The following is a 20,124-nucleotide window of genomic DNA, read 5'->3' as shown; positions in this document are numbered from 1 at the left end:
CCCCGCACCATCCTAGCCGCGCAGCAACCGGAACCCCGCCGAGGCGCCCCAACCGGCCAACACCGCCAGCACCAGCGATAGCAGCCCGTAGATCAGAGATTGATCCTGCGCCAGCGCAAACAGCCAGCGTTCCAGTCCGACCTTGCGGACATCGATGATGGTATCCAGTTGCGACACCACCTGGCGATCACGGGTCAGGAACACCCGCACCTGATAGCCGCCTTCGGTCAGATTGGACGGCAGAGCGATGCGGGTCCGGAACAGCGTCTGTTGCTCCATCACCACCGCGTTTTCCAGCGTCGCATAAAGGCCATCCGCCTCGCGAATGCGAATCAGCGCCTCGGTATAGCTGGCCGGGTCTTCGGCCTCGGCCCCGACCGAGCGCACCGCCCGTGGCACCGTGATCGCATGACGCAGATCCTCGGTGTAGCTCAACACGCTGTGCATCGCCCCGGTGGTGGCGACGGCATAAAAGCTGGGCGCGCTGTCAATCTGCACGGTTTCCGCGTTCACCCAGATGCCGACGCGGCGCGCCTTGCGGTGGACAACCACCGGTGCCGAAGGTCCGGCCACCGTGATCACCGCCTCAAGCGGTGTGGCCGGGATCTGCGCCTCGCGTTTTACCGCGCCAAAGATCAGGATTTCCGAGCCGTCGAAATTGGCGTTGATCTGCACCCGGTTCTGCGACAGGCCCAGCACCACATCCTCGCGCGCCGATGCCGTCCCGATCAGCGCCCCCAGCCCGAGACCGAGGCCAAGGCACACAGCCCAAATCGGAAGCGTCCGGCTCATCCGCCCACCCCACCGATCACAAACAGCTCGGCCGGGCGCAGCAACAAGTCGAACGCCAGCTTGCCGCAGACCAGCAGCACCAGGCTGGCCAGCAGCACCCGCAATTGTTCGGCCTTCATCCTGAGCCCGATCTGGGTGCCGAATTGCGCCCCGATCACCCCGCCGATGATCAGCACCAGCGCCAGCATCAGATCGACGGTGTGGTTGGTGGTGGCATGCAGCAAGGTGGTAAAGGCGGTGACGAACATGATCTGGAACAGCGAGGTGCCGACCACCACCTTGGTCGGCATGCCCAGCAGGTAGATCATCGCCGGCACCATGATAAAGCCGCCGCCGACCCCCATGATCGCCGCCAGCACCCCGACCGCCAGCCCGACCAGCAGCGGTGGGATCGCTGAAATATAAAGTTGCGAGGTGCGGAACCGCATCTTCAGCGGCCAGGTGTGCACCCAGTTGCGCTGACGTCGCGGTTTCGACGGCACCCGTCCGCCGCGCGCCCGACGGATCGCCCGCAGGCTTTCCGCCAGCATCAGCGCCCCAACAATGCCCAGAAAGATCACATAGCAAAGCCGCACCAGCAGATCGACCTGGCCCAGCGCCCTGAGCCAGTTGAACACCAGCACCCCAAGCCCTGATCCAATCAGCCCGCCGACCAATAGGATCACGCCCATACGAATATCCACGGTCTTGCGCCGCAGATGCGCCAGCAACCCGGAGAACGACGAGGCGACGATCTGATTGGCACTGGTGGCCACTGCCACCGCAGGCGGAATCCCGGCAAAGAACAACAGCGGCGTGATCAGAAAGCCGCCGCCGACCCCGAACATCCCCGACAGGATGCCAACGATCCCGCCAATGCCAAGCAGAGTGAAGAAATTCACTGAGACCTCGGCGATGGGCAGGTAGATTTGCATGGTCCTCACTATGCCCGAATGCCGCGTTGCCGCAACGGGGCAAGTCGGAAATGCGTGCCGCTGAGGTCGGATTCACCCCGTGTCGTGCGCCCTGCCCGCCTCAGCGCTCTTTCACATAGGGCTCGCCACCGGCGCGCGGCGGAATTGCCTTGCCGACAAACCCGGCCAGGATGATCACCGTCAGGATATAGGGCAGCGCATCCAAAAGCTGCACCTGCACCTTCACGCCAGTCGCCTTTTCGATCAGGTCGGGACGCAGCGCCAAGGCTTGCAGAAAGCCGAACAGCATGGTGGAGAACAGCGCATACCAAGGCCGCCACTTGGAAAAGATCAGCGCCGCCAGCGCGATATAGCCGCGCCCCGCCGACATGTCCTTGACGAACCCGGCCTGCAGCGCGGTCGCAAGGTAAGCCCCGGCAACCCCGCAGAGCAGCCCGCAGATCGCCACTGCGCTGTAGCGCAGCGCGATCACTGACACCCCGGCGGTGTCGACCGCGGCGGGATTTTCACCGACCGCGCGCAGGCGCAGACCAAAGCGGGTGCGATAGAGGATCCACCAGGTCGCAGGCACGCAAAGAAAGGCGAAATAGACCAGGATCGTGTGGCCAGAAATCAGATCGTAATAGATCGGGCCCAGCACCGGCACTTCGCGCAGCGCCTCGGCCAGCGGCAGGGTGACCGGCTCGAACCGGGCCTGACCGATCAGCGACGGGGTGCGCCCGCCCTGGGAAAACCAGCTCTGCGCCACCAACACCGTCAGCCCGGCGGCCAGAAAATTGATCGCGACGCCCGAGATCAGTTGATTGCCGCGAAAGGTGATCGAGGCCAGGCCATGCAAGGCCGACAGCGCCATCGAGGCGAGAATCCCGGCCAGCAGCCCCAGCCAGACCGACCCGGACATATAGGCGATGGCCGCCGAAAAGAACGCGGCGATCAGCATCTTGCCTTCCAGCCCGATATCGAAAATCCCGGCACGTTCGGAAAACAGCCCGGCAAGACAGGCCAGCAACAGCGGCGTGCCAAGGCGGATGGTGGCGTCGAGGAGCTGAAGGAGGGTGGCGAAATCCATGCTCAGCCCCGCGCAGATGCACGTTTGAAGGCGAAGGCCGCCAGCAGCATCGCAACCGCCGGGCCCGGCGACAGCACCGCGATCAACAGGATGGAAGAGGCGGCAAGGACCCCGGGCAGAACCTCCAGCATCTCAGGCCTCCTTCCGGCGCAGCGCCAAGAATATCCGCTCCAGCGGCATCCGCACCATATTGTCGAGCGCCCCGGTGAACAGGATCACCAGCGCCTGAATCACCACGATCAATTCGCGGGGAATATTGGTCCACAGCGCCAACTCGGCGCCGCCCTGATAGAGAAACCCGAACAACAGCGCCGCCAGGAACACCCCGAACGGATGATTGCGCCCCATCAGCGCCACCGCGATGCCGATGAACCCGGCGCCTTCGGTCATGTTCAGGATCAGCCGCTCGGCCTCGCCCTGGGTGGAGTTGACCGCCATCATCCCGGCCAGCCCGCCGGAAATCAGCATCGAGATGACGATGATCCGGCTGGGCGAGATCCCGGCATAGCGGGCGCCGCTTTCGGAAAACCCTTGGGCGCGGATTTCATAGCCCAGCTTGGTGCGCCAGATCAGCAGCCAGACCAGCACACAGGCGGCCAGCGCCAAGAAAAAACTGACATTCGCCGGCGCGCCCCGGAACAGGATGGTTTCGGCGGTTGAAAACATATCGCGGAAGGTCGGCAGATGCGTCGGCTCGGGGAATTTCGCCGTGGCCGGGTCCATCGCCCCGACCGGGCGCAGCACATTGACCAGAACATAGTTCAGCAGGGCGGCGGCGATGAAATTGAACATGATCGTGGTGATCACGATATGGCTGCCACGCTTGGCCTGAAGCCAGGCCGGGATCAGCGCCCAGGCCGCCCCGAACAGCGCCGCGCCAAAGGCCGAGCCGAGGATCGCCAGGCTCCAATGCGGCCAGGGAATATAGAGGCAGGCCAGCGCCACGCCAAGCCCGCCGAGCATCGCCTGACCTTCGCCGCCGATGTTGAACATCCGGGCGTGAAAGGCGACCGAAACCGCCAGACCGGTGAACATGAAATTGGTGGCGTAATAGAGCGTATAGCCCCAGCCGGCCGACCGCATCAGCGCCCCGTCCACCATCAGCTGGAAGGCCGCCACCGGGCTTTCGCCAATCGCTAGGATGACCAGCGCCGACAGACCCGCGGCCAGCAACAGCGAGATCAGCGGAATCAGGACCACATCGGCCCAGACTGGCATGCGCTCCATCAGAATGCCCCCCGCAAGGAGAGCGACAACGGCTCACATGACCCCCGGGGGGCCCTGGTCGCGCGGATGGCGGCCACAAGGATCATGCTGTCGCCCCCGCCTGTCCTGCGGACTGATCTGCGCTCTGACTGTCGATCCCGGCCATCAGCAGGCCAAGTTCGCCTTCATCGGTCGCGACAGGATCGCGAAACCCCATGATCCGCCCGTCGAACATCACCGCAATGCGGTCTGACATCGACAGGATCTCCTCCAGCTCAACCGACACCAACAGCACCGCCGCGCCCTGATCGCGCAGCCGGATGATTTCCTGATGGATGAATTCGATGGCGCCGATATCCACCCCACGTGTCGGCTGGCCGACCAGAAACAGCGCCGGGCTCTGCTCGATCTCGCGGGCCAGAACCAGCTTTTGCTGATTGCCGCCGGAAAAATTCTTGGCCGACTGCTTGGGATTGGGCGGGCGCACGTCAAAGCGCTGCATCTTGGCCTCGGCCTCGGTGATGATCGCCGCGTTGTTCATCAGCGGCCCGGCGCCCCAGCGCGGATCTCGGTGATAGCCGAAAATCAGGTTCTCCCAGGCGGCGAAATCCATGATCAGGCCTTCGCGCTGCCGGTCCTCGGGCACATGGGCAATGCCACGCGCCCGGCGTGACTGGCCATCGGACTGCTTGCCGGTCAGATCAATTGCCGCGCCATTGACGGTGATCGTGCCAGTGCCGTCGGCGATCCCGCCCAGCAGATGCATCAATTCGGACTGGCCATTGCCCGCAACCCCGGCGAGGCCAAGGATTTCCCCCTTGCGGATATCAAACGAGATGCCCTTGACCCGCTCGACACCGCTATCGTCAACCACCCGCAGCTCCTTGACCGAGAGCACGACATCACCCGGCGTCGCGGGCTTCTTATCGACCCGCAACAGCACTTTGCGGCCCACCATCATCTCGGCCAGATGTTCGGGATCGGTGTCGGCGGTCTTCACCGTCGCGGTCATCTCACCGCGCCGCATCACGCTGACAGTATCGGTGATTTCCATGACTTCGCGCAGCTTGTGGGTGATCAGGACAATGGTTTTGCCCTCTTTGCGCAGATTGTCGAGGATCCGAAACAGGTGGTCGGCCTCGGCCGGGGTCAGCACCCCGGTGGGCTCGTCCAGGATCAGGATTTCGGCCTGGCGATAGAGTGCCTTGAGGATCTCGACCCGCTGCTGGTGCCCGACGCTGAGATCCTTGATCAACGCATCCGGATCGACGTTCAGCTCATATTCCTCGGCCAGCGATTTCAGTGACTTGCGCGCCTTGGCCAGGGAGGGGCGCAACAGCATGCCCTCTTCGACCCCAAGGATGACGTTTTCCAGAACGCTAAAGTTTTCGACCAGTTTGAAGTGCTGGAACACCATGCCGATTCCGGCGGCAATCGCGGCCTGGCTGTCGGGGATTTCCGTCTTCTTGCCAGAAATGAAAATCTCGCCCCGGTCAGCTTTGTAGAACCCGTAGAGGATCGACATCAGCGTCGATTTCCCGGCGCCGTTTTCGCCAATGATGCCGTGGATCGTGCCCGGCATCACCCGGATCGAGATATCCTTGTTGGCCTGGACCGAGCCAAAGGCCTTGGAGATGCCTTTGAGTTCGATGGCGGGGGCTGTGTCGGTCATGCGCTCACCATGCCTGACTGCGCCGGGCGCGCAATCTTTTTGCGTCAATGGTTTGGAGGGGCGCCGCCCCGCCGCGACAAAAACGAAGCAGCGGTTGCCCGCCGCTTCGCTTTAACTTGCCCTGCTCAGATCACTCGACCGGGCAGGTGTTGTCGGACATGTAATCATGCACAGAAACCGCGCCGGTCGCGATATCCAGCGCGGCCTTATAGGTGACCGCCAGCATCTTGTCGCTCACCAGCGATGCGTTGTTTTCATCCATTGCAAAGCTGATACCGCCATTGGCGATGCCCATCACGTTGAACCCGGTTTCCATGTCCGGCCCGGCCGTCATCGCGTCATAAACCGCGTTGTCGACCCGTTTCAGCATCGAGGTCAGAACCTTGCCCGGATGCATGTAGTTCTGGTTGCTGTCGACACCGATCGACAGGATGTTCTCATCCGCTGCGGTTTGCAGAACGCCGACCCCGGTGCCACCGGCGGCGGCATAGACCACATCGGCGCCTTGGGAAATCTGCGCCTTGGTCAGCTCAGACCCCTTCACCGGGTCGTTCCAGGCCGCCGGGGTGGTGCCGGTCATGTTCTGGATCACCTTGGCGTCGGGGTTCGCCGCCTTGACGCCCTGGACATAGCCACAGGCGAATTTGCGGATCAGCGGGATATCCATGCCGCCGATGAACCCGACCGTGCCGGATTTCGACGCCATCGCCGCCATCATCCCGACCAGAAACGATCCCTCATGTTCGTTGAACACCACCGAGCGGACGTTGGGCTGATCAACCACCATGTCGATGATCGCGAATTTGGTGTCCGGGTAATCGGGGGCGACTTCGGACAACACATTGCCAAAGGCGAACCCGGTCATGATCACCGGGTTGGCCCCGGCTTCGGCAAAGCGGCGCAGCGCCTGTTCGCGCTGCGCTTCGGATTGCAGCTCGATCTCACGGAAGGTGCTGCCGGTTTCTTCGGCCCAGCGCTTGGCACCGTTATACGCGGCTTCGTTGAAGGATTTGTCGAACTTTCCGCCAAGGTCAAAGATCAGCGCGGGCTCAGCCAAGCTCGCGCCTGCACTCAGCGCAAGTGCGGCGGCGGCGCCGAGGATTCTTGTCATCACGGTCATTGGTGTTCTCCCGGTTGGTTCAGCAAAGGGCCAGGCCCGGCGCCCGTTATGCTAGCAGATCATTTTTGATCACGCGGTCAAGTTAGGACCATGCCGCGAAACCGCGTCAATAGTGAAATCCGGCAATCAGAGACGGTCCCACCGGTTTCAGCGTAACATCAAACCAGCGATTTGCGCAGAATCACGGCATCGCTGCGGTGCCCGTCCGGCGCGCGGAAATAGCCCGGGCGCCGTGCGGCCTCGATCCAACCGGCGCTTTGATAGAGCGCAAGTGCTGCGGCATTGTCGGCGGCGACCTCGAGAAAGGCGGAACCGGCGCCACGGCCTGCCGCTGCGGCCTCGAACCCGGCCAGCAGGGCGCGGCCATGGCCACAACGCCGCGCTTCGGGGGCGGTGGCCAGGGTCAGCAACTCCACCTCATCCGCGACCACCCGGCCAAGCAGCAGAGCGCCGAGGCCAGCGGTGGCGGTGGCAGGGGCAGTCAGGCAGAACACCCCGGGGCTGGCCAGAAGCGCTGTGAATTCCTCTGCGCCCCAAGGCCGCGGCGTGGTGAAGGCGCGAGCATGCAGCGCCGCCAGATCGACGGGATTGACCGCAGCGGCTGTCATTGCCTCAGGCGTCATCGACGATCTCGGGCGGCGCATCGCGCGGCGGCGCGGCGTCGGCAGCGCGCAGATAAAGCGGCGCAGGCGGCGGCAACGGATCACTGGCCTGATACGCCACCGCATTCGCCGCGCGGGCGATGGCGATGGCGAGGTCCACCGCCGCCGGCGGCATGGCGGCGCCCTGCGCTTCGGCGGCATCGACCAGCACCGGGGGATCACCCGGGCGCTCCAGATAGACCTGACCGCGCGGTGCCGACACCGCAACTGCGGCGCCAGGGCGGGTCAGACGGGTGGCGGCAAAGCTGCTGATCCCGATCACGGGCACATCCAGCGACAGCGCCAGACCGCGTGCCGCCGCAACCGCGATGCGGATGCCGGTGAAATTGCCCGGCCCGGTGCCGACCCCGATCCGGCTCAGATCGCGCCAGCGGATCCCGGATTCGGTCAGCAGCTCCTCGATCAGCGGAAACAGCCGTTCGGCCTGACCCCGCCCCATCGCCTCGGCGCGGGCGGCAATCACCTCGGAGCCCGACAGCAAAGCGGCCGCGCAATGCGCGGCCGATGTGTCAAAGCCCAGCGTCAGATGATCAGACGGCAACCGGTCGCACCTCGGTTACTTCGGGAATGTAGTGGCGCAGCAGGTTCTCGATGCCCATCTTCAGGGTCAGGGTCGAGGACGGGCAACCGGCGCAGGCGCCCTGCATATGCAGATAGACAACACCGCGGTCAAAGCCGTGAAAGGTGATGTCGCCGCCATCTTGGGCCACCGCCGGGCGCACCCGCGTGTCAAGCAATTCTTTGATCTGGCTGACAATCTCGCCATCTTCGCCATCGTGATCGGCATGGCCGGAAGCCGCCTTGCCATCCACCGCCATCACCGGATCGCCGGATTGGAAATGTTCCATGATCGCGCCCAGAAGCGCGGGCTTGATATGGTCCCATTCCACCGAATCCGCCTTGGTGACGGTGACAAAATCGGTGCCAAAGAACACGCCGGTGACGCCCTCGACGGCAAAGATGCGCTGTGCCAGCGGCGAAGCATTGGCGGCCTCGGCAACCGGAAAATCCGCGGTGCCGGTGTCCAGCACGGATTGCCCGGGCAGGAATTTCAACGTCGCAGGATTGGGGGTGGATTCGGTCTGAATGAACATCGGCAATGCCTCTTTGTCCTGAGGTCTTTGATATGGGCCTCGGCGCCGGGGAAGTCAACAATCGGGCGGTTTGAATTCTCCGCCGGGCCGGATTGGGGTCAGGTGATCGCCTCAAGCCGCTCTTTCGACAGATCGCCCGGCACGATGGTCACCGGAATCGGCAAGCTGCCGGCACTTTTGGTCAGCTGGCTGACCAGCGGGCCGGGACCGGATTTGTCGCTCCCCGCCCCCAACACCAGCACCCCGATATCCGGATCCTCGCGGATCTGCGCCAGAATTTCCGGCACCGCCTCGCCCTCGCGGATGATCAGCGTCGGGTCGACCCCCTGCCGGTCACGCATCCATTTGGCAAAGACCTCGAAATGCACCTCGATCCGCTCACGGGCCTCTTCGCGCATCACCTCGCCGACGCCGATCCAATGGCTGAACTCCTCGGGCGCGATGATCGACAGGATGGCGACACCGCCACCGGTCTTGGCGGCGCGCATCGCTGCAAAGCGCATGGCGTTCAGGCATTCGCGGCTGTCATCGAGGATGACAAGAAACTTGCGCATCATTTTTGGGTCTCCCGGCAGCAATGATGACGCATGGACGCAAATCCGTCCATCACCGAATTCCGGCGGGAACGGCGCGGCGAAAACTCTTGGCCAAGAGTTTTGCCAATGGTTTTCGTCGAAAACCATTTCCCCTGGCGATGTCGTTTCTGTTGACCAGGCGCCGGGTTTTGCGATAGGCGACACGCTGCGCGGAGGGCCGGATGGCCGCGGGCGGTTTCGACCGTTCGAGGAAAGTCCGGACTCCACAAGGCAACGGTGCCGGGTAACGCCCGGCGGGGGCAACCCCAGGGAAAGCGCCACAGAGAACAGACCGCCACGGTCCGCCGTGGTCAGGGTGAAACGGTGCGGTAAGAGCGCACCGCGGGACGGGCAACCGGACCGGCACGGCAAGCCCCACCGGGAGCAATGCCGAATAGGGATCCCATTGCGGGCCGGTCGGGCCTTCTTCGGGAGGTGGCGATACCGCCGCAGGGCCGCCTTGGCCCCGGGATCCGGGTTGGCAGCTAGAGGCGCGTGGGCAACCGCGGGTCAAGAGGAATGGTCATCGAACCGGGGGCGACCCCGGGGAACAGAATCCGGCTTACAGGCCCTCCGCGCATTTTCGAAACCATCGCCTGCGGGCGCGGTCCGCCAGTGAAACCGGCGGTCAGCGCCCTGCCCCCTGCGCAAACTGTGCCATGGCAGGCCGCGCGGGCGGCCCCCACTCCAGAACCACCGCAATCTCTATCCGGTCCAGCCCTGCGCCACCTGTGGCCCAAGCCGCAACAGATCGACGGCCCGTGCCGCGATCTGGTCAACCACCGCGTTCAGGCCCTGCGGTTTGAGGTAAAAGGCGGGCACCGGCGGCAGCACAATCGCCCCCATTTCCGTTGCGGCGGTCATGTTGCGCAGATGGGCAAGGGTGAGTGGTGCCTCGCGTGCCAGCAGGATCAGCGGGCGGCGTTCCTTGAGTTGCACGCTGGCGGCGCGGGTGATCAGGTTGTCATCAAGCCCGTTGGCTATTGCTGCAAGGCTGCGCATCGAACAGGGGGCGACGATCATTCCGGCGAGTGGAGCCGAGCCCGAGGCGATGCGCGCGCCAATATCGCCGGACCCGTGTCGTTGATCCGCGAGGTCGGTCAGTTCGGCCAATGCCCCGGCCCCGCATTCCTCGCGCAGGGTCCTTTCGGCGGCCGGGGAAACGACCAGATCAATCTCGATGCCCAGAGTCACAAGAAGGCGCGCGGTGGCCAATGCAAGCGCGGCCCCGGAAGCACCGGAAACGCCAAGAACAATACGGGTCATGTCATTCCTTTCAGGCGCGCCAGAAGATCGGCGGCAAATGCCGCGTCCTCCGGGGCGGTCTGCATCACCTGGCCCCAGTCGCGGGTTGTCTCGGCGCCAAGTTTGTTGGTGGCATCAATGCCGATCTTTCCGGCCAGCCCTTCCACGGGCGAGGCGAAATCGAGATAGTCCATGGGTGTCTTTTCCACGATCATCACATCGCGTTCCGGGTCCATCCGCGTGGCCAGCGCCCAGGCGATGTCATCCCAGTTGCGCGGGTCGATGTCACCGTCGACCACGATGATCATCTTGGTATAGCTGAACTGCGGCAACATTCCCCACAGCGCCATCATCACGCGACGCGCCTGTCCGGGATACCGCTTGTCGATCGAAATCACCGCCATGCGATAGGAACAGGCCGCCGGTGGCAGCCAGAGATCCCGGATTTCGGGGATCTGGCCCCGGATCACCGGCAAGGCCAGCCGGTTGAACACCTCGCCGATGATGGACGGTTCATCCGGGGGGCGGCCGGTATAGGTGGAAAGATAAAGCGGATCGTCGCGGGTGGTCAGGGCGCTGACACTCATCACCGGAAAGGCGGCGGGCGCGTTGTAATACCCGGTGTGATCGCCAAACGGGCCTTCGGGGGCGGTTTCGGCGGGATCGACCCAGCCTTCGATCACCATTTCCGCATCGGCTGGCACCATGAGCGGCACGGTTCTGGCGGGAACAAGGCGCGGACGGGCGCCGGAAAAGACCCCGGCGAAGCTGAGCTCGCTGATGGTTTCGGGCAGTGGCAGCGCGGCCGAAAGCACTGTCGCGGGATCTGCCCCAAGGGCAATTGCGACGGGCATCGGTGCCGCCGCCTTTTGCCAGCTGCGATGATGTGCGGCCCCGCCGCGATGGGCCAGCCAGCGCAGGATGATCCGGTCGCGTCCGATCACCTGTGCGCGGTAGACACCGGCGTTATAGCGGCCAATCTCGTCGGGCTTGCTGTCGTGTGGGCGGGTCAGAACCACCGGCCATGTGATCAACGGCCCGGCATCGCCCGGCCAATGGGTCTGGATCGGCAGGCGGGCCAGATCGACATCCTCGATCACGTTCTGCTGCACCAGCGCGTTCTTCACCAGCTTGGGGCGTGTCGCCAGGGCCGCCTTCAGCATCGGCCAGCGCGACATCGCATCGCGCATGCCCTCGGGCGGGCTGGGCGCGCGCAAGGCGGCCAGGAACGCCCCCAGATCGTCCAGCCCCTCCGGCGCCACGCCAAGCCCGGCAGCGACCCGTTCGGTGCTTCCGAAAAGGTTCACCACCACCGGCATCTTGCTGCGGGTTCCGTCATCCAGAACCGGATTGTCAAAGCGCAGGATCGGGCCGCCGCTTTCCAGCACCGCACGATGAACGGCCGTCATCTGATGACGCACCGAAACCGCATCGGGAATGGTGACCAGATCGCCTTGCGCCGCATTCCAATCCAGAAACGCGCGCAGGGATGCAAAGGCGGGCAGCGAGCGGATTGGAGAATTCCTTTTGGGCTTTCTGCCGCCCTAACATCGGGTCGCCCGGGAAAACTTGACCATCGTCAAGTTTTGAACCGGTCAAACCCGTTAGGACCGCTGCAGCGCCGCCGCCTCAGGCGTTGCCTCCCCGAAACGGAGCTGCCCTTATGTCATCTCAATCGGTTCATCTGCCCCTGTTCCCGCGCTTGCCGGCCTTGGCGCTGCGCTGGGTGCCTGTGACCCCACTTTCGATGGCGCTTGCCGGGTTTGCCCGGCACCTGGCCCAGCGTCATCCCGGGATGTTTCGCAGGCTTGGCCGCTATGATCAGACACGCTTTGTGCTGGATCCGACCGACCTTCCGATTTCGATTCTGCTGGAACCGCGCGGCGGCAAACCCCGGCTCTATCTATCGCGCCGGAAGTTGCGCGGAGATGCCCGCATCGCCGGACCTCTGGCCGGTTTGTTGGGCATGGTGCATGGCACCTATGATGGCGACGCGCTGTTTTTCTCACGCGATCTGCTGATCGAGGGCGACACCGCCGCCGTGCTGGCGCTGCGCAATGCGATTGACGATGCCGAACTGGACCTCTCGGCAGAGGCGCAGGCCATGTCGGGGCCGTTTGCCGCGCAGGTGAAGCGGTTGATCGCGCTGGCCGAAGCCAGAACCGGCGTGGCCCTGTCCCGGCATGAGGAGATCGACGGATGGTAATGGAGATCGTCTGCCCGGCTGGTACGCCGGCCTCGCTCCGCGCTGCCGTCAAGGCCGGGGCGCATACGGTCTATTGCGGTTTTGCCGACGAGACCAATGCGCGCAATTTCCCGGGGCTGAATTTTGATCGTGACGAGATCCGCGACGGCATCGCCTTTGCCCATGATCACGGCGCCAAGGTGCTGGTGGCGATCAACACCTTTCCACGCGCCGGTGCAGAACCCCTGTGGCATCGCGCCCTCGCCGATGCCGAAAGCGCGGGCGCCGATGCGGTCATTCTGGCCGATCTGGGGCTGCTGGCCCATGCCGCGCAGCATCACCCGAACCTGCGCCGCCATCTGTCGGTGCAGGCGGCCGCCGCCAATGCCGACATGATCAATTTCTATGCCCGTGCCTTTGGCGTGAAACGGGTGGTGCTGCCGCGGGTGCTCTCGGTGCAGGAAATCACCGCGATCAACGCCGAAACCGAGGTCGAGACCGAGGTGTTCGTGTTTGGTGGCCTATGCGTCATGGCCGAGGGGCGCTGTATGCTCTCGTCCTATGCCACCGGACAATCACCCAACATGAACGGGGTCTGTTCCCCGGCGAGCCATGTTGACTATCACGACGAAGCGGGCGCGCTTTCGGCCAGGCTGGGCGGGTATACGATCCACCAGGTCGCGGCCGGAGAGCCAGCGCCCTATCCGACCCTTTGCAAAGGGTGTTTCCAGGCCGGGGAAAAGACCGGCCACCTGTTTGAGGACCCGGTCAGCCTCAACGCCGAGACCTTGATCCCGCAATTGGCCGAGGCCGGGGTTACCGCGCTGAAAATCGAGGGGCGGCAACGGTCGCGCGCCTATGTGGCCAAGGTGGTGCGCAATTTTCGCGCCGCGGTCGATGCGCAGGCGGCAGGATTGCCGATGCCCGAGGGAATGCTGGCCAGCCTCACCGAAGGCCAGGCCGCCACCGCCGGGGCCTATAAGAAAACCTGGAGGTAGCGCCATGAAACTGACAGTTGGGCCGAACCAGTTTTTCTGGAAACCCGAAGAGTGGAGCGCCTTTTATACGGCCCTGGCAGAGGCACCGGTGGAACGGGTTGTTCTGGGTGAGCTCGTCTGTTCCAAACGCCTGCCGTTTTACCAGGACCGCATCCCGGCCGCGATCGAGGCGCTGCAGGGCGCGGGCAAGGCGGTGGCGGTGACCTCGCTGGCGCTGATCACGTTGAAACGCGAACGCAAGCTCAGCGCCGAACTGATCGAGGCCGGGGTCGAGGTCGAAATCAACGACCTGACGATGCTGGCCTACCTGCCTGAAGGCGCGGGCTTTTCCGTCGGGCCGCTGGTCAATGTCTATAACGACAGCACCCTGAGCTGGCTGGCCGGGCGTGGCGCAACCAGCATCTGCCTGCCGCCAGAACTGCCGCTGGACTCGGTGGAGCGGCTGGCGCACCTGGGCCGCGATCTTGGCGTGGCGATCGAGGTCTGGGGCCATGGCCGGGTGCCGCTGGCGATTTCGGGGCGCTGCTATCACGCGCGCCTGCACGGGCACAGCAAGGACAATTGCCGGTTCGCCTGCGAGGATGATCCAGACGGGCTGAAATTGGCGACGCTGGAGGGGCAGGATTTTCTGGCGATAAACGGCGTGCAGACCCTGTCAGACAGTTTTGCCTGCGCCGATCACCAGATTGAACGGCTCAGGGAAACGGGTGTCACGCGGGTGCGGTTGTCGCCTCATAGCGGCGATTTCGCGGCGGTCTGCGCGCTCTATCGTGCGCGCATCGACGGCCAGATCGAGCGCGGCGCGGTCGCCGGGGCGCTGAAAACCATGCAACCGGGAATTCCGCTCAGCGACGGTTTCTTGACCGGCACGCGCGGCGCCGAATGGTCGGGCGACTCCGCTCGGACCTCTTCCACAACCTGAAAGGAAACTGCCGTGAACATCGCCTTTGTCAACGCCATGGAGCCCGGCGAAACCGACCGGATTCTGGCCGAAACTGCGGCCCTGCTGGCCCGCCAGCGGGTCTTTGCCGCCGGGATTGTCCGCGACCTCTCGTATGAAAGCGCCTTTGACAACGGTTGTGACATGAAGGTGCGGGTGCTGCCGGATGGGCCGGTGATCAAGATCACCCAGTATCTGGGCAAAGGCTCAAACGCCTGTCGGCTTGATCCAGGGGCAATTGCCAACGCCGTGGCGCAGGTCGAAATCGGCGATCTGTCGCTGGCGCAGGTGTTCATCCTGAACAAGTTCGGCCCCGAAGAGGCGGCAGGGCGCGGGTTTCGCGATGTGATCGGTCGGGCGCTGGCGCTTGGCCTTCCCATCGTCGTGGGGCTGAGCCGGTCCAGCCACACAGGCTTCGAGGAATTTACCGACGGGCTGGCCGAGCCTCTGCCCGCCGATGCCGCCGCGATCAGCGCATGGTGCATGGCCGCCGCGCGGTTGAACTGAGACTTCTCAGCCGGCACCGCGTGGCGGCGGAAAGGCCATCTGCTTGTAGGGCGCCCAATCCTCGATCTCGGGATAGAACTGCCTGCGCCAGGCGCGCACGCGCGGATTGAAATGACGACGCCAAAGCGGCGGGATCATCGCCATCGAGGTCATCGGCGGATAGCCTGTGGGCAATTGCGGCGCCTTGGTTTCATCAAAGATTTGCAGCAACGGGAAGCGGCGCAGCGGGTGCAGATGGTGATCGGCGTGGCGCTGAAGATTGATCAGCAACAGACCCGAAACCCGATGCGCCGAATCCCAGGAATGATGCGCGCGCACCGGTTCGTATTTGCCGTCGCCCAGGTATTTCCGGGTCAGCCCGTAATGTTCGACATAATTGGTCAGTTCGAGCTGCCAAACGGCGAGAAACGCCTGCAGGACAAAGAGACCGACGCCGGTCCAGCCACCGATACCATAGGCAAGCCCAAGAAAGGTGATCTGCAACGCGGCGTATTTGAAAATCGGGTTGGCCGGATGCCAGGGGCCGCGTCGCCGCCGCGCCAGCAGCGCCCGCTCGGCCCGCCACGCAGACCCCGGGCCTTGCCGCAGGACGCGGGGAAAGAACCGCAAGAAGCCTTCATTATAGCGCGCGGTCACCGTATCGCGCGGGGTGCCGACATGCGGGTGATGCACCAACAGATGCTCGGTGCGGAAATGACCATAGAGCACCATCGCCATGAGCAAATCGCCCAGGCCGCGCTCAAACCTTGCGGGTTTGTGAAACAATTCATGGGCATAGACGATCCCGACCGTGCCGGTGGTGACGCCGATGCCGAACATGATGCCAAAGGTTTCCAGACCCGAATACCCGTCCCAGCGGGTCAGCGCCCAGATCGCCCCGAAGACGAGACAGAATTCGATCGGAAACCAGATCCAGGTGAGCAGGCGGAACCAAAACAGCTCGCTGTCGGGCGTGTCGGGATCCGGGTTGGTCAGGTTCTTGCCCAGCAATGTGTCGAGCAGCGGCATCAGCAGCCAGCCATAGGCAGGGATCAGAAGGATGGTCCAGCCGCCCTGGCCAAGCGCCAGAACCACCAGCGGAACGAATGTCAGGGTCAGCCAGTAAGGCCAGGCCCTGAGGGCGGCGGCGGGTGATTTTGTCATTGCATGGCCTTGTTTGTTAAACGGTCGGTGTCACGCGGGATCAGGCGCAGATGGATCCCGTCGCGGGCGCGCACGGTGAGATGCGCCTCGGGGATCGGCACGCGGCCTTCTACCGGCTCAAAGCGGTAGGCCCGCACCAGCATCGACAGCAAAAGCGGCCCCTCGGCCATGGCAAAGGCCGACCCGGGGCAGACCCGCGCACCTGCGGAAAACGGGATATAGGCGTTGCGCAGACAATCCTTGCCATTCGGGGTGTCAAAGCGGCCGGGATCGAATTCATCGGGCCGCACCCACAGGCGGTCATGGCGGTGCAGGTGCCAGGGGCTGAGGATCACCTGCGATCCCGAGGGCACATCGCGCTCGCGAAGCCGCTCGGGGCAGGTCGCTTCGCGAACGAACATCGGCACCGGCGGGTACAGCCGCATCGCTTCGCGGAACACTGCGCGCGAATGGCGCAGCTTGCCAAGGGTCGAGAAATAGATCTTTTCAGGATCGAACGACGCCTGCGCCTCGGCGGCCAGGCGGTCCTGCCAGTCGGGGTTGATGGCCAGAAGATAGAGCGCCCAGGCCAGCGCCGCAGCCGAGGTTTCATGCCCTGCAAGAAAGAAGATCGCGACCTGGTCAATCATCTCGTCGGTTTCAAAACACTGACCGGTCTCAGGATCGGGCGTGGTCATGATCTTGGTGGCAAGATCATCTGGCGCGCGGCCTGCGGAAATCTCTTGCGCACGGGTCTCGGTCAGCTCGGCGATGAGCCCGCGAATGATGGCGGCGGTTCGCCTTGTGCGGCGCGAATGATAGCGCGGGAACCACTTTGGCAACGGCAACAGTGAGAACAGGTTGGCCACCGGTTGTTCCTGCTGATGTTCGCGGAAGGTGGCAAAGGCGGCACTGGCGATTTCATGCTCGACCGGCACCGAAAACAGGGTGCGAAAGATCACGTCCATCGCCACATGACTGGCATGGCCCTCGATCTCGACCGGGCGGCCATCGGCCAGCGGGCGCAACCGGTCGACCACGGCAACGCCACTGTCCCACATCGCCGGGAAAACGCTGCGCAGGCGCCCGCCCTCGAAGGCCGGGTCGATGATGCGGCGCTGATGCTCCCAGAGCGCGCCGTTGGAAATAAAGATCGACTCGCCCAACAGCGGCTTTAACCCGGTGCGGATGCGCTCGGATTTGGGGAAATCCCTTGGTCGTTCGCGCAGCACGAGTTTGACCAGCTCCGGGTCATTGCACAAATAGGAGCGAAAGAAAGGTGTCCGGAATTCGGCCATCCAGGCGTGGTAAAGTCGCGCCGGTTGCGCCGAAAGGATATCCCTTTTGAACAGTTTGAAATAGGCCCAGAGCGAGACATTCCCGGCCCGGGATGCCGGCTTGGGCGGCAGCGGCTTTATAGCGTTGGTGTCAGACAAGCGGATGACCTTCTTGCAAGCCGACCGATCAGGGTCGGGCGTTTTGGCCAGTCTGGTCATCGCAGGGTCGCGCGTCCTTGACGGTCGTCAAAATTTGCCGGCCGTCCACAAACAGGCGGGTTTTCGAGTTCTGGATTTGATTCAGATCATGTCACGGGGTTGAAGTCTGGTTTCTGTTCCGACGGATATGCGGCTGACCGCATTGGACAATGCTGCACGAGGTGTGGCCGGATTACATAATGGCGATTGAGGCACATCCCTGCGCAAATTGCAGTTTCTACGAGCACAGCTTGTGGCGGCCTGTTGCTGGCGGCAACATCTCAACCCTCAATCGCAGCTTTACCCGGCGGAATTTGGATGCCGGACACGTGCTTTATCACCAGGGCGCGCCCAGCGACGGGGTCTATTGTGTTTCGCAAGGGCTGATCGCCATCCGCAGCTTTGCCCCGAACGGGTCTTCAAGCCTGCTGCGGCTGGCCTATCCTGGCGAGCTGATCGGCTACCGCGCGTTTCTGACCGAGCGGGATCACAGAACCGAAGCTCAGGCCCTGTTGCCGTCGCGGGTTTGCATTGTCGCACATCGTGACGCCAAGAATGTCCTGCGGGCCTGTCCCGAGGTTCTCGCCGGATTGGCCATACACTGCGCCGATGAGCTCGACCGCTGCCACGACCGCATTCAGGACGCGGCCCGCTCGTCCAACAAGGACCGGCTGGCGCAGTTGCTGGACGACTTGATGGCCAGCCACGGCACAGAGAAACACGACATCCGGCGGATGCGTTTGCCGATCTCGCGTCAGGATCTGGCCGATATTCTGGGGGTTCAGGCGGAAACCTTGTCCCGCCTGATGAAACGTCTGGAAAGCGAAGGCCGGATGCGGTCATCCGGGCGCTGGATCGAAATGCACAAACCAATGACCGGCACTGGCATCTGAGGCTGAGCGATGACAGCGACCGACCAACACCCGGCGAAAGCGACAGCACAGCCCTGCATAGGGCGCTTGGGACTCAGGATCGTCTTGCGGACAGGCGCTGGATTTTCCTGGCCGCCGCCGAAACCCGCCAGATCATCCGGCGCCTCAGAATGTTTGCGGAATTGACGGTCGTCGGTCCGCTCTCTTTAGTGGGTTTTGACATGTCGTCGCAGCCCGTGACGCGGACAGAACTGGCGATCGAATGACAGATATCACCGCACCTCTCACTGAGCGCGCAACCGCGGCCTTTGCCGCGCAAAGCGCGGGGATTGTGACGCGTCGGCTGACCTTTGGCCTGGCCGAACGCCGGGCGGCACTGGACCGCCTTGCTGCCGCCATCCGGGTCAACGAATCCGCGCTGGTCGCCGCCATGGCTGCGGATTTCGGCAAACCCGAGACCGAGGTGATCCTGACGGAAGTCTTGCCGGTAATGCAGGAGATCCGCCACGCCTCACGTCAGCTGCGGCGCTGGATGCGTCCGCGCCGGGTTGCGCCAACCCTCGTGACCTTCGGCACCAGGGCGCGGGTGCGGTCAGAGCCGCGAGGTGTCTGCCTGATCATCGCGCCGTGGAACTATCCGTTCAACCTTGCAATCGGCCCTTTGGTCTCGGCCCTAGCCGCCGGCAACAGCGCCATCATCAAACCGTCCGAAATGGCACCGGCGACATCGGCTGTGGTGGCGCGTTTGATCAAAGACACCTTCCCGGCCGAGCTGGTGACAGTCGTCGAAGGCGGTGTGGAGGCATCGCAGTCCCTGCTGGCCCTGCCCTTTGACCACATCTTCTTCACCGGCAGCCCCGCTGTGGGCAAGATCGTGATGGCTGCCGCATCAAAAACACTGGCGTCGATCACGCTGGAACTGGGTGGCAAGTCACCAACGATCGTCGGGCCCGACGCCGACCTGAAACGTGCAGCATCATGGATCGCTTTTGGTAAATTCGCCAATGCCGGACAGACCTGCATCGCCCCTGACCATGTGTTCGTCCACGCGTCGGTCAAGGATGATTTCCTGGCAGCCTTGCGCGACCGGATCGCCAGGACCTATGGCACGGGCGCCAAGAGCCCGCACCTTGCACGGATCATCAATGATCGCCACGCCGAACGCCTGTCCGGGCTGCTGCGCGATGCCATTGCAAAGGGCGCACAGGTCACCCTCGGCAGCGACCGGCAAGAGCGGCGGATGGCCCCGACTCTGATCGAGGCGATCACCCCGGAGATGAAGATCGACCAAGAAGAAATCTTTGGCCCGATCCTGCCAATACTGACCTATGACGATATCGACGAGGTGACCCGGCGGATCAATGCCCGGCCCAAACCGCTGGCCCTTTATGTCTTTGACAAGTCATCCGAACGCATTGACCATATCATCGCCACCACCAGCTCTGGCGGGGTTGGCGTCAATCTGACGATGGCGCATTTTTCTCACACCGGATTGCCGTTTGGCGGGGTGAATTCCTCTGGCATTGGCGCGTCTCACGGCCAGGACGGCTACCGCGCCTTCAGCCACGAACGCGCCATTCTCACCAATCACTTCTCGTCGCTCCCTCTGTTGTTTCCGCCCTATACCGCGCGGGTGAAACGGCTGATCGGCCTTGCCAAGCGATTTCTGGGATAGC

21 protein-coding genes and 1 other RNA gene are annotated in these 20,124 nt (G+C 63.7%); 7 read left to right on the top strand and 15 right to left on the bottom strand.

Annotation, left to right across the window (positions count from 1 at the left end; all coding sequences use genetic code 11):
- Positions 1-12 precede the first annotated feature (12 nt).
- The 11 genes from P1U48_RS04365 to P1U48_RS04315 form a co-directional block, all read right to left on the bottom strand.
- On the bottom strand, positions 13-792 hold the full coding sequence (locus P1U48_RS04365; protein WP_301067604.1) for a TIGR02186 family protein: 780 nt from the start codon (positions 790-792) through the stop codon (positions 13-15).
- Positions 789-1,706, bottom strand: coding sequence for a sulfite exporter TauE/SafE family protein (locus tag P1U48_RS04360; RefSeq protein WP_301067603.1), 918 nt, complete (start codon positions 1,704-1,706; stop codon positions 789-791). The genes P1U48_RS04365 and P1U48_RS04360 overlap by 4 nt, the downstream gene beginning before the upstream one ends.
- Positions 1,707-1,806: 100 nt before the next feature.
- Entirely contained in the window at positions 1,807-2,775 is a 969-nt protein-coding gene (locus P1U48_RS04355) for an ABC transporter permease (protein WP_301067601.1), read from the bottom strand.
- Positions 2,776-2,777: 2 nt separating this feature from the next.
- A complete protein-coding gene (locus P1U48_RS04350; RefSeq protein WP_301067599.1) occupies positions 2,778-2,906 on the bottom strand; it encodes a hypothetical protein in 129 nt (42 codons plus the stop codon).
- A gap of 1 nt (position 2,907) precedes the next feature.
- The gene (locus tag P1U48_RS04345; RefSeq protein ID WP_301067598.1) at positions 2,908-4,002 is read right to left on the bottom strand and encodes an ABC transporter permease; all 1,095 of its coding nucleotides are present in this window, start codon (positions 4,000-4,002) and stop codon (positions 2,908-2,910) included.
- 82 nt (positions 4,003-4,084) lie between these two features.
- The gene (locus P1U48_RS04340; protein WP_301067597.1) at positions 4,085-5,653 is read right to left on the bottom strand and encodes an ABC transporter ATP-binding protein; all 1,569 of its coding nucleotides are present in this window, start codon (positions 5,651-5,653) and stop codon (positions 4,085-4,087) included.
- 130 nt (positions 5,654-5,783) lie between these two features.
- Complete coding sequence (locus P1U48_RS04335; protein WP_301067596.1) at positions 5,784-6,773, bottom strand: BMP family ABC transporter substrate-binding protein; 990 nt, start codon at positions 6,771-6,773, stop codon at positions 5,784-5,786.
- 158 nt (positions 6,774-6,931) lie between these two features.
- Positions 6,932-7,381, bottom strand: a complete 450-nt coding sequence (locus tag P1U48_RS04330; protein WP_301067594.1) for a GNAT family N-acetyltransferase — start codon at positions 7,379-7,381, stop codon at positions 6,932-6,934.
- Between the two features lie 4 nt (positions 7,382-7,385).
- Positions 7,386-7,976 (bottom strand): tRNA (adenosine(37)-N6)-threonylcarbamoyltransferase complex dimerization subunit type 1 TsaB, encoded by a 591-nt coding sequence (tsaB, locus tag P1U48_RS04325; RefSeq protein ID WP_301067593.1) that lies wholly within the window; start codon positions 7,974-7,976, stop codon positions 7,386-7,388.
- The gene (locus tag P1U48_RS04320; RefSeq protein WP_301067592.1) at positions 7,966-8,529 is read right to left on the bottom strand and encodes a NifU family protein; all 564 of its coding nucleotides are present in this window, start codon (positions 8,527-8,529) and stop codon (positions 7,966-7,968) included. The genes tsaB and P1U48_RS04320 overlap by 11 nt, the downstream gene beginning before the upstream one ends.
- A gap of 98 nt (positions 8,530-8,627) precedes the next feature.
- Positions 8,628-9,086 carry a universal stress protein gene (locus P1U48_RS04315; RefSeq protein WP_301067591.1) on the bottom strand — a complete coding sequence of 153 codons (459 nt, stop codon included), beginning with the start codon at positions 9,084-9,086 and terminating at the stop codon, positions 8,628-8,630.
- 188 nt (positions 9,087-9,274) lie between these two features.
- On the opposite strand from P1U48_RS04315, the gene rnpB reads away from it, so the two are divergent.
- An RNA gene (gene rnpB, locus P1U48_RS04310) (RNase P RNA component class A) lies at positions 9,275-9,685 on the top strand.
- A gap of 124 nt (positions 9,686-9,809) precedes the next feature.
- Here rnpB and P1U48_RS04305 read toward each other — a convergent pair.
- Together P1U48_RS04305 and P1U48_RS04300 are read right to left on the bottom strand one after the other, a co-directional pair.
- Positions 9,810-10,370 carry a UbiX family flavin prenyltransferase gene (locus P1U48_RS04305; protein ID WP_301067590.1) on the bottom strand — a complete coding sequence of 187 codons (561 nt, stop codon included), beginning with the start codon at positions 10,368-10,370 and terminating at the stop codon, positions 9,810-9,812.
- Complete coding sequence (locus P1U48_RS04300; protein WP_301067678.1) at positions 10,367-11,863, bottom strand: UbiD family decarboxylase; 1,497 nt, start codon at positions 11,861-11,863, stop codon at positions 10,367-10,369. The genes P1U48_RS04305 and P1U48_RS04300 overlap by 4 nt, the downstream gene beginning before the upstream one ends.
- Positions 11,864-12,012: 149 nt before the next feature.
- Between P1U48_RS04300 and P1U48_RS04295 the strand changes: the two genes are divergently transcribed.
- The 4 genes from P1U48_RS04295 to P1U48_RS04280 are packed head-to-tail and all read left to right on the top strand — an operon-like array spanning position 12,013 to position 14,979.
- Positions 12,013-12,555, top strand: coding sequence for an SCP2 sterol-binding domain-containing protein (locus P1U48_RS04295; RefSeq protein WP_301067588.1), 543 nt, complete (start codon positions 12,013-12,015; stop codon positions 12,553-12,555).
- Positions 12,555-13,532: a peptidase U32 family protein gene (locus P1U48_RS04290; protein WP_301067676.1), complete on the top strand. Its 978-nt coding sequence runs from the start codon at positions 12,555-12,557 to the stop codon at positions 13,530-13,532. The genes P1U48_RS04295 and P1U48_RS04290 overlap by 1 nt, the downstream gene beginning before the upstream one ends.
- A gap of 4 nt (positions 13,533-13,536) precedes the next feature.
- Positions 13,537-14,454, top strand: a complete 918-nt coding sequence (locus P1U48_RS04285; RefSeq protein ID WP_301067586.1) for a U32 family peptidase — start codon at positions 13,537-13,539, stop codon at positions 14,452-14,454.
- 12 nt (positions 14,455-14,466) lie between these two features.
- On the top strand, positions 14,467-14,979 hold the full coding sequence (locus P1U48_RS04280; protein WP_301067584.1) for a DUF2478 domain-containing protein: 513 nt from the start codon (positions 14,467-14,469) through the stop codon (positions 14,977-14,979).
- A gap of 6 nt (positions 14,980-14,985) precedes the next feature.
- Here the strand turns inward: P1U48_RS04280 and P1U48_RS04275 are convergent, their stop codons facing one another.
- Positions 14,986-16,122, bottom strand: coding sequence for an alkane 1-monooxygenase (locus P1U48_RS04275; RefSeq protein WP_301067581.1), 1,137 nt, complete (start codon positions 16,120-16,122; stop codon positions 14,986-14,988).
- Positions 16,119-17,597 (bottom strand): cytochrome P450, encoded by a 1,479-nt coding sequence (locus tag P1U48_RS04270; RefSeq protein ID WP_301067579.1) that lies wholly within the window; start codon positions 17,595-17,597, stop codon positions 16,119-16,121. The genes P1U48_RS04275 and P1U48_RS04270 overlap by 4 nt, the downstream gene beginning before the upstream one ends.
- Positions 17,598-17,746: 149 nt before the next feature.
- On the opposite strand from P1U48_RS04270, the gene P1U48_RS04265 reads away from it, so the two are divergent.
- Together P1U48_RS04265 and P1U48_RS04260 are read left to right on the top strand one after the other, a co-directional pair.
- Positions 17,747-18,469 carry a Crp/Fnr family transcriptional regulator gene (locus P1U48_RS04265; protein ID WP_366142862.1) on the top strand — a complete coding sequence of 241 codons (723 nt, stop codon included), beginning with the start codon at positions 17,747-17,749 and terminating at the stop codon, positions 18,467-18,469.
- 241 nt (positions 18,470-18,710) lie between these two features.
- Positions 18,711-20,123 carry an aldehyde dehydrogenase family protein gene (locus P1U48_RS04260; protein ID WP_301067574.1) on the top strand — a complete coding sequence of 471 codons (1,413 nt, stop codon included), beginning with the start codon at positions 18,711-18,713 and terminating at the stop codon, positions 20,121-20,123.
- Position 20,124 lies beyond the last annotated feature (1 nt).

The organism is Pseudooceanicola sp., assembly GCF_029213205.1.
Lineage (GTDB): Bacteria > Pseudomonadota > Alphaproteobacteria > Rhodobacterales > Rhodobacteraceae > Pseudooceanicola.
This window is presented reverse-complemented; position numbering and strand designations above follow the sequence as displayed.

Bases quoted from the DNA above. Each gene is read 5' to 3' on its own strand.
- P1U48_RS04365 (WP_301067604.1), bottom strand. From the start codon at position 792: ATGAGCCGGACGCTTCCGATTTGGGCTGTGTGCCTTGGCCTCGGTCTC.
- P1U48_RS04360 (WP_301067603.1), bottom strand. From the start codon at position 1,706: ATGCAAATCTACCTGCCCATCGCCGAGGTCTCAGTGAATTTCTTCACT.
- P1U48_RS04355 (WP_301067601.1), bottom strand. From the start codon at position 2,775: ATGGATTTCGCCACCCTCCTTCAGCTCCTCGACGCCACCATCCGCCTT.
- P1U48_RS04350 (WP_301067599.1), bottom strand. From the start codon at position 2,906: ATGCTGGAGGTTCTGCCCGGGGTCCTTGCCGCCTCTTCCATCCTGTTG.
- P1U48_RS04345 (WP_301067598.1), bottom strand. From the start codon at position 4,002: ATGGAGCGCATGCCAGTCTGGGCCGATGTGGTCCTGATTCCGCTGATC.
- P1U48_RS04340 (WP_301067597.1), bottom strand. From the start codon at position 5,653: ATGACCGACACAGCCCCCGCCATCGAACTCAAAGGCATCTCCAAGGCC.
- P1U48_RS04335 (WP_301067596.1), bottom strand. From the start codon at position 6,773: ATGACCGTGATGACAAGAATCCTCGGCGCCGCCGCCGCACTTGCGCTG.
- P1U48_RS04330 (WP_301067594.1), bottom strand. From the start codon at position 7,381: ATGACAGCCGCTGCGGTCAATCCCGTCGATCTGGCGGCGCTGCATGCT.
- P1U48_RS04320 (WP_301067592.1), bottom strand. From the start codon at position 8,529: ATGTTCATTCAGACCGAATCCACCCCCAATCCTGCGACGTTGAAATTC.
- P1U48_RS04315 (WP_301067591.1), bottom strand. From the start codon at position 9,086: ATGATGCGCAAGTTTCTTGTCATCCTCGATGACAGCCGCGAATGCCTG.
- P1U48_RS04305 (WP_301067590.1), bottom strand. From the start codon at position 10,370: ATGACCCGTATTGTTCTTGGCGTTTCCGGTGCTTCCGGGGCCGCGCTT.
- P1U48_RS04295 (WP_301067588.1), top strand. From the start codon at position 12,013: ATGTCATCTCAATCGGTTCATCTGCCCCTGTTCCCGCGCTTGCCGGCC.
- P1U48_RS04290 (WP_301067676.1), top strand. From the start codon at position 12,555: ATGGAGATCGTCTGCCCGGCTGGTACGCCGGCCTCGCTCCGCGCTGCC.
- P1U48_RS04285 (WP_301067586.1), top strand. From the start codon at position 13,537: ATGAAACTGACAGTTGGGCCGAACCAGTTTTTCTGGAAACCCGAAGAG.
- P1U48_RS04275 (WP_301067581.1), bottom strand. From the start codon at position 16,122: ATGACAAAATCACCCGCCGCCGCCCTCAGGGCCTGGCCTTACTGGCTG.
- P1U48_RS04270 (WP_301067579.1), bottom strand. From the start codon at position 17,597: ATGACCAGACTGGCCAAAACGCCCGACCCTGATCGGTCGGCTTGCAAG.
- P1U48_RS04265 (WP_366142862.1), top strand. From the start codon at position 17,747: ATGCTGCACGAGGTGTGGCCGGATTACATAATGGCGATTGAGGCACAT.
- P1U48_RS04260 (WP_301067574.1), top strand. From the start codon at position 18,711: ATGACAGATATCACCGCACCTCTCACTGAGCGCGCAACCGCGGCCTTT.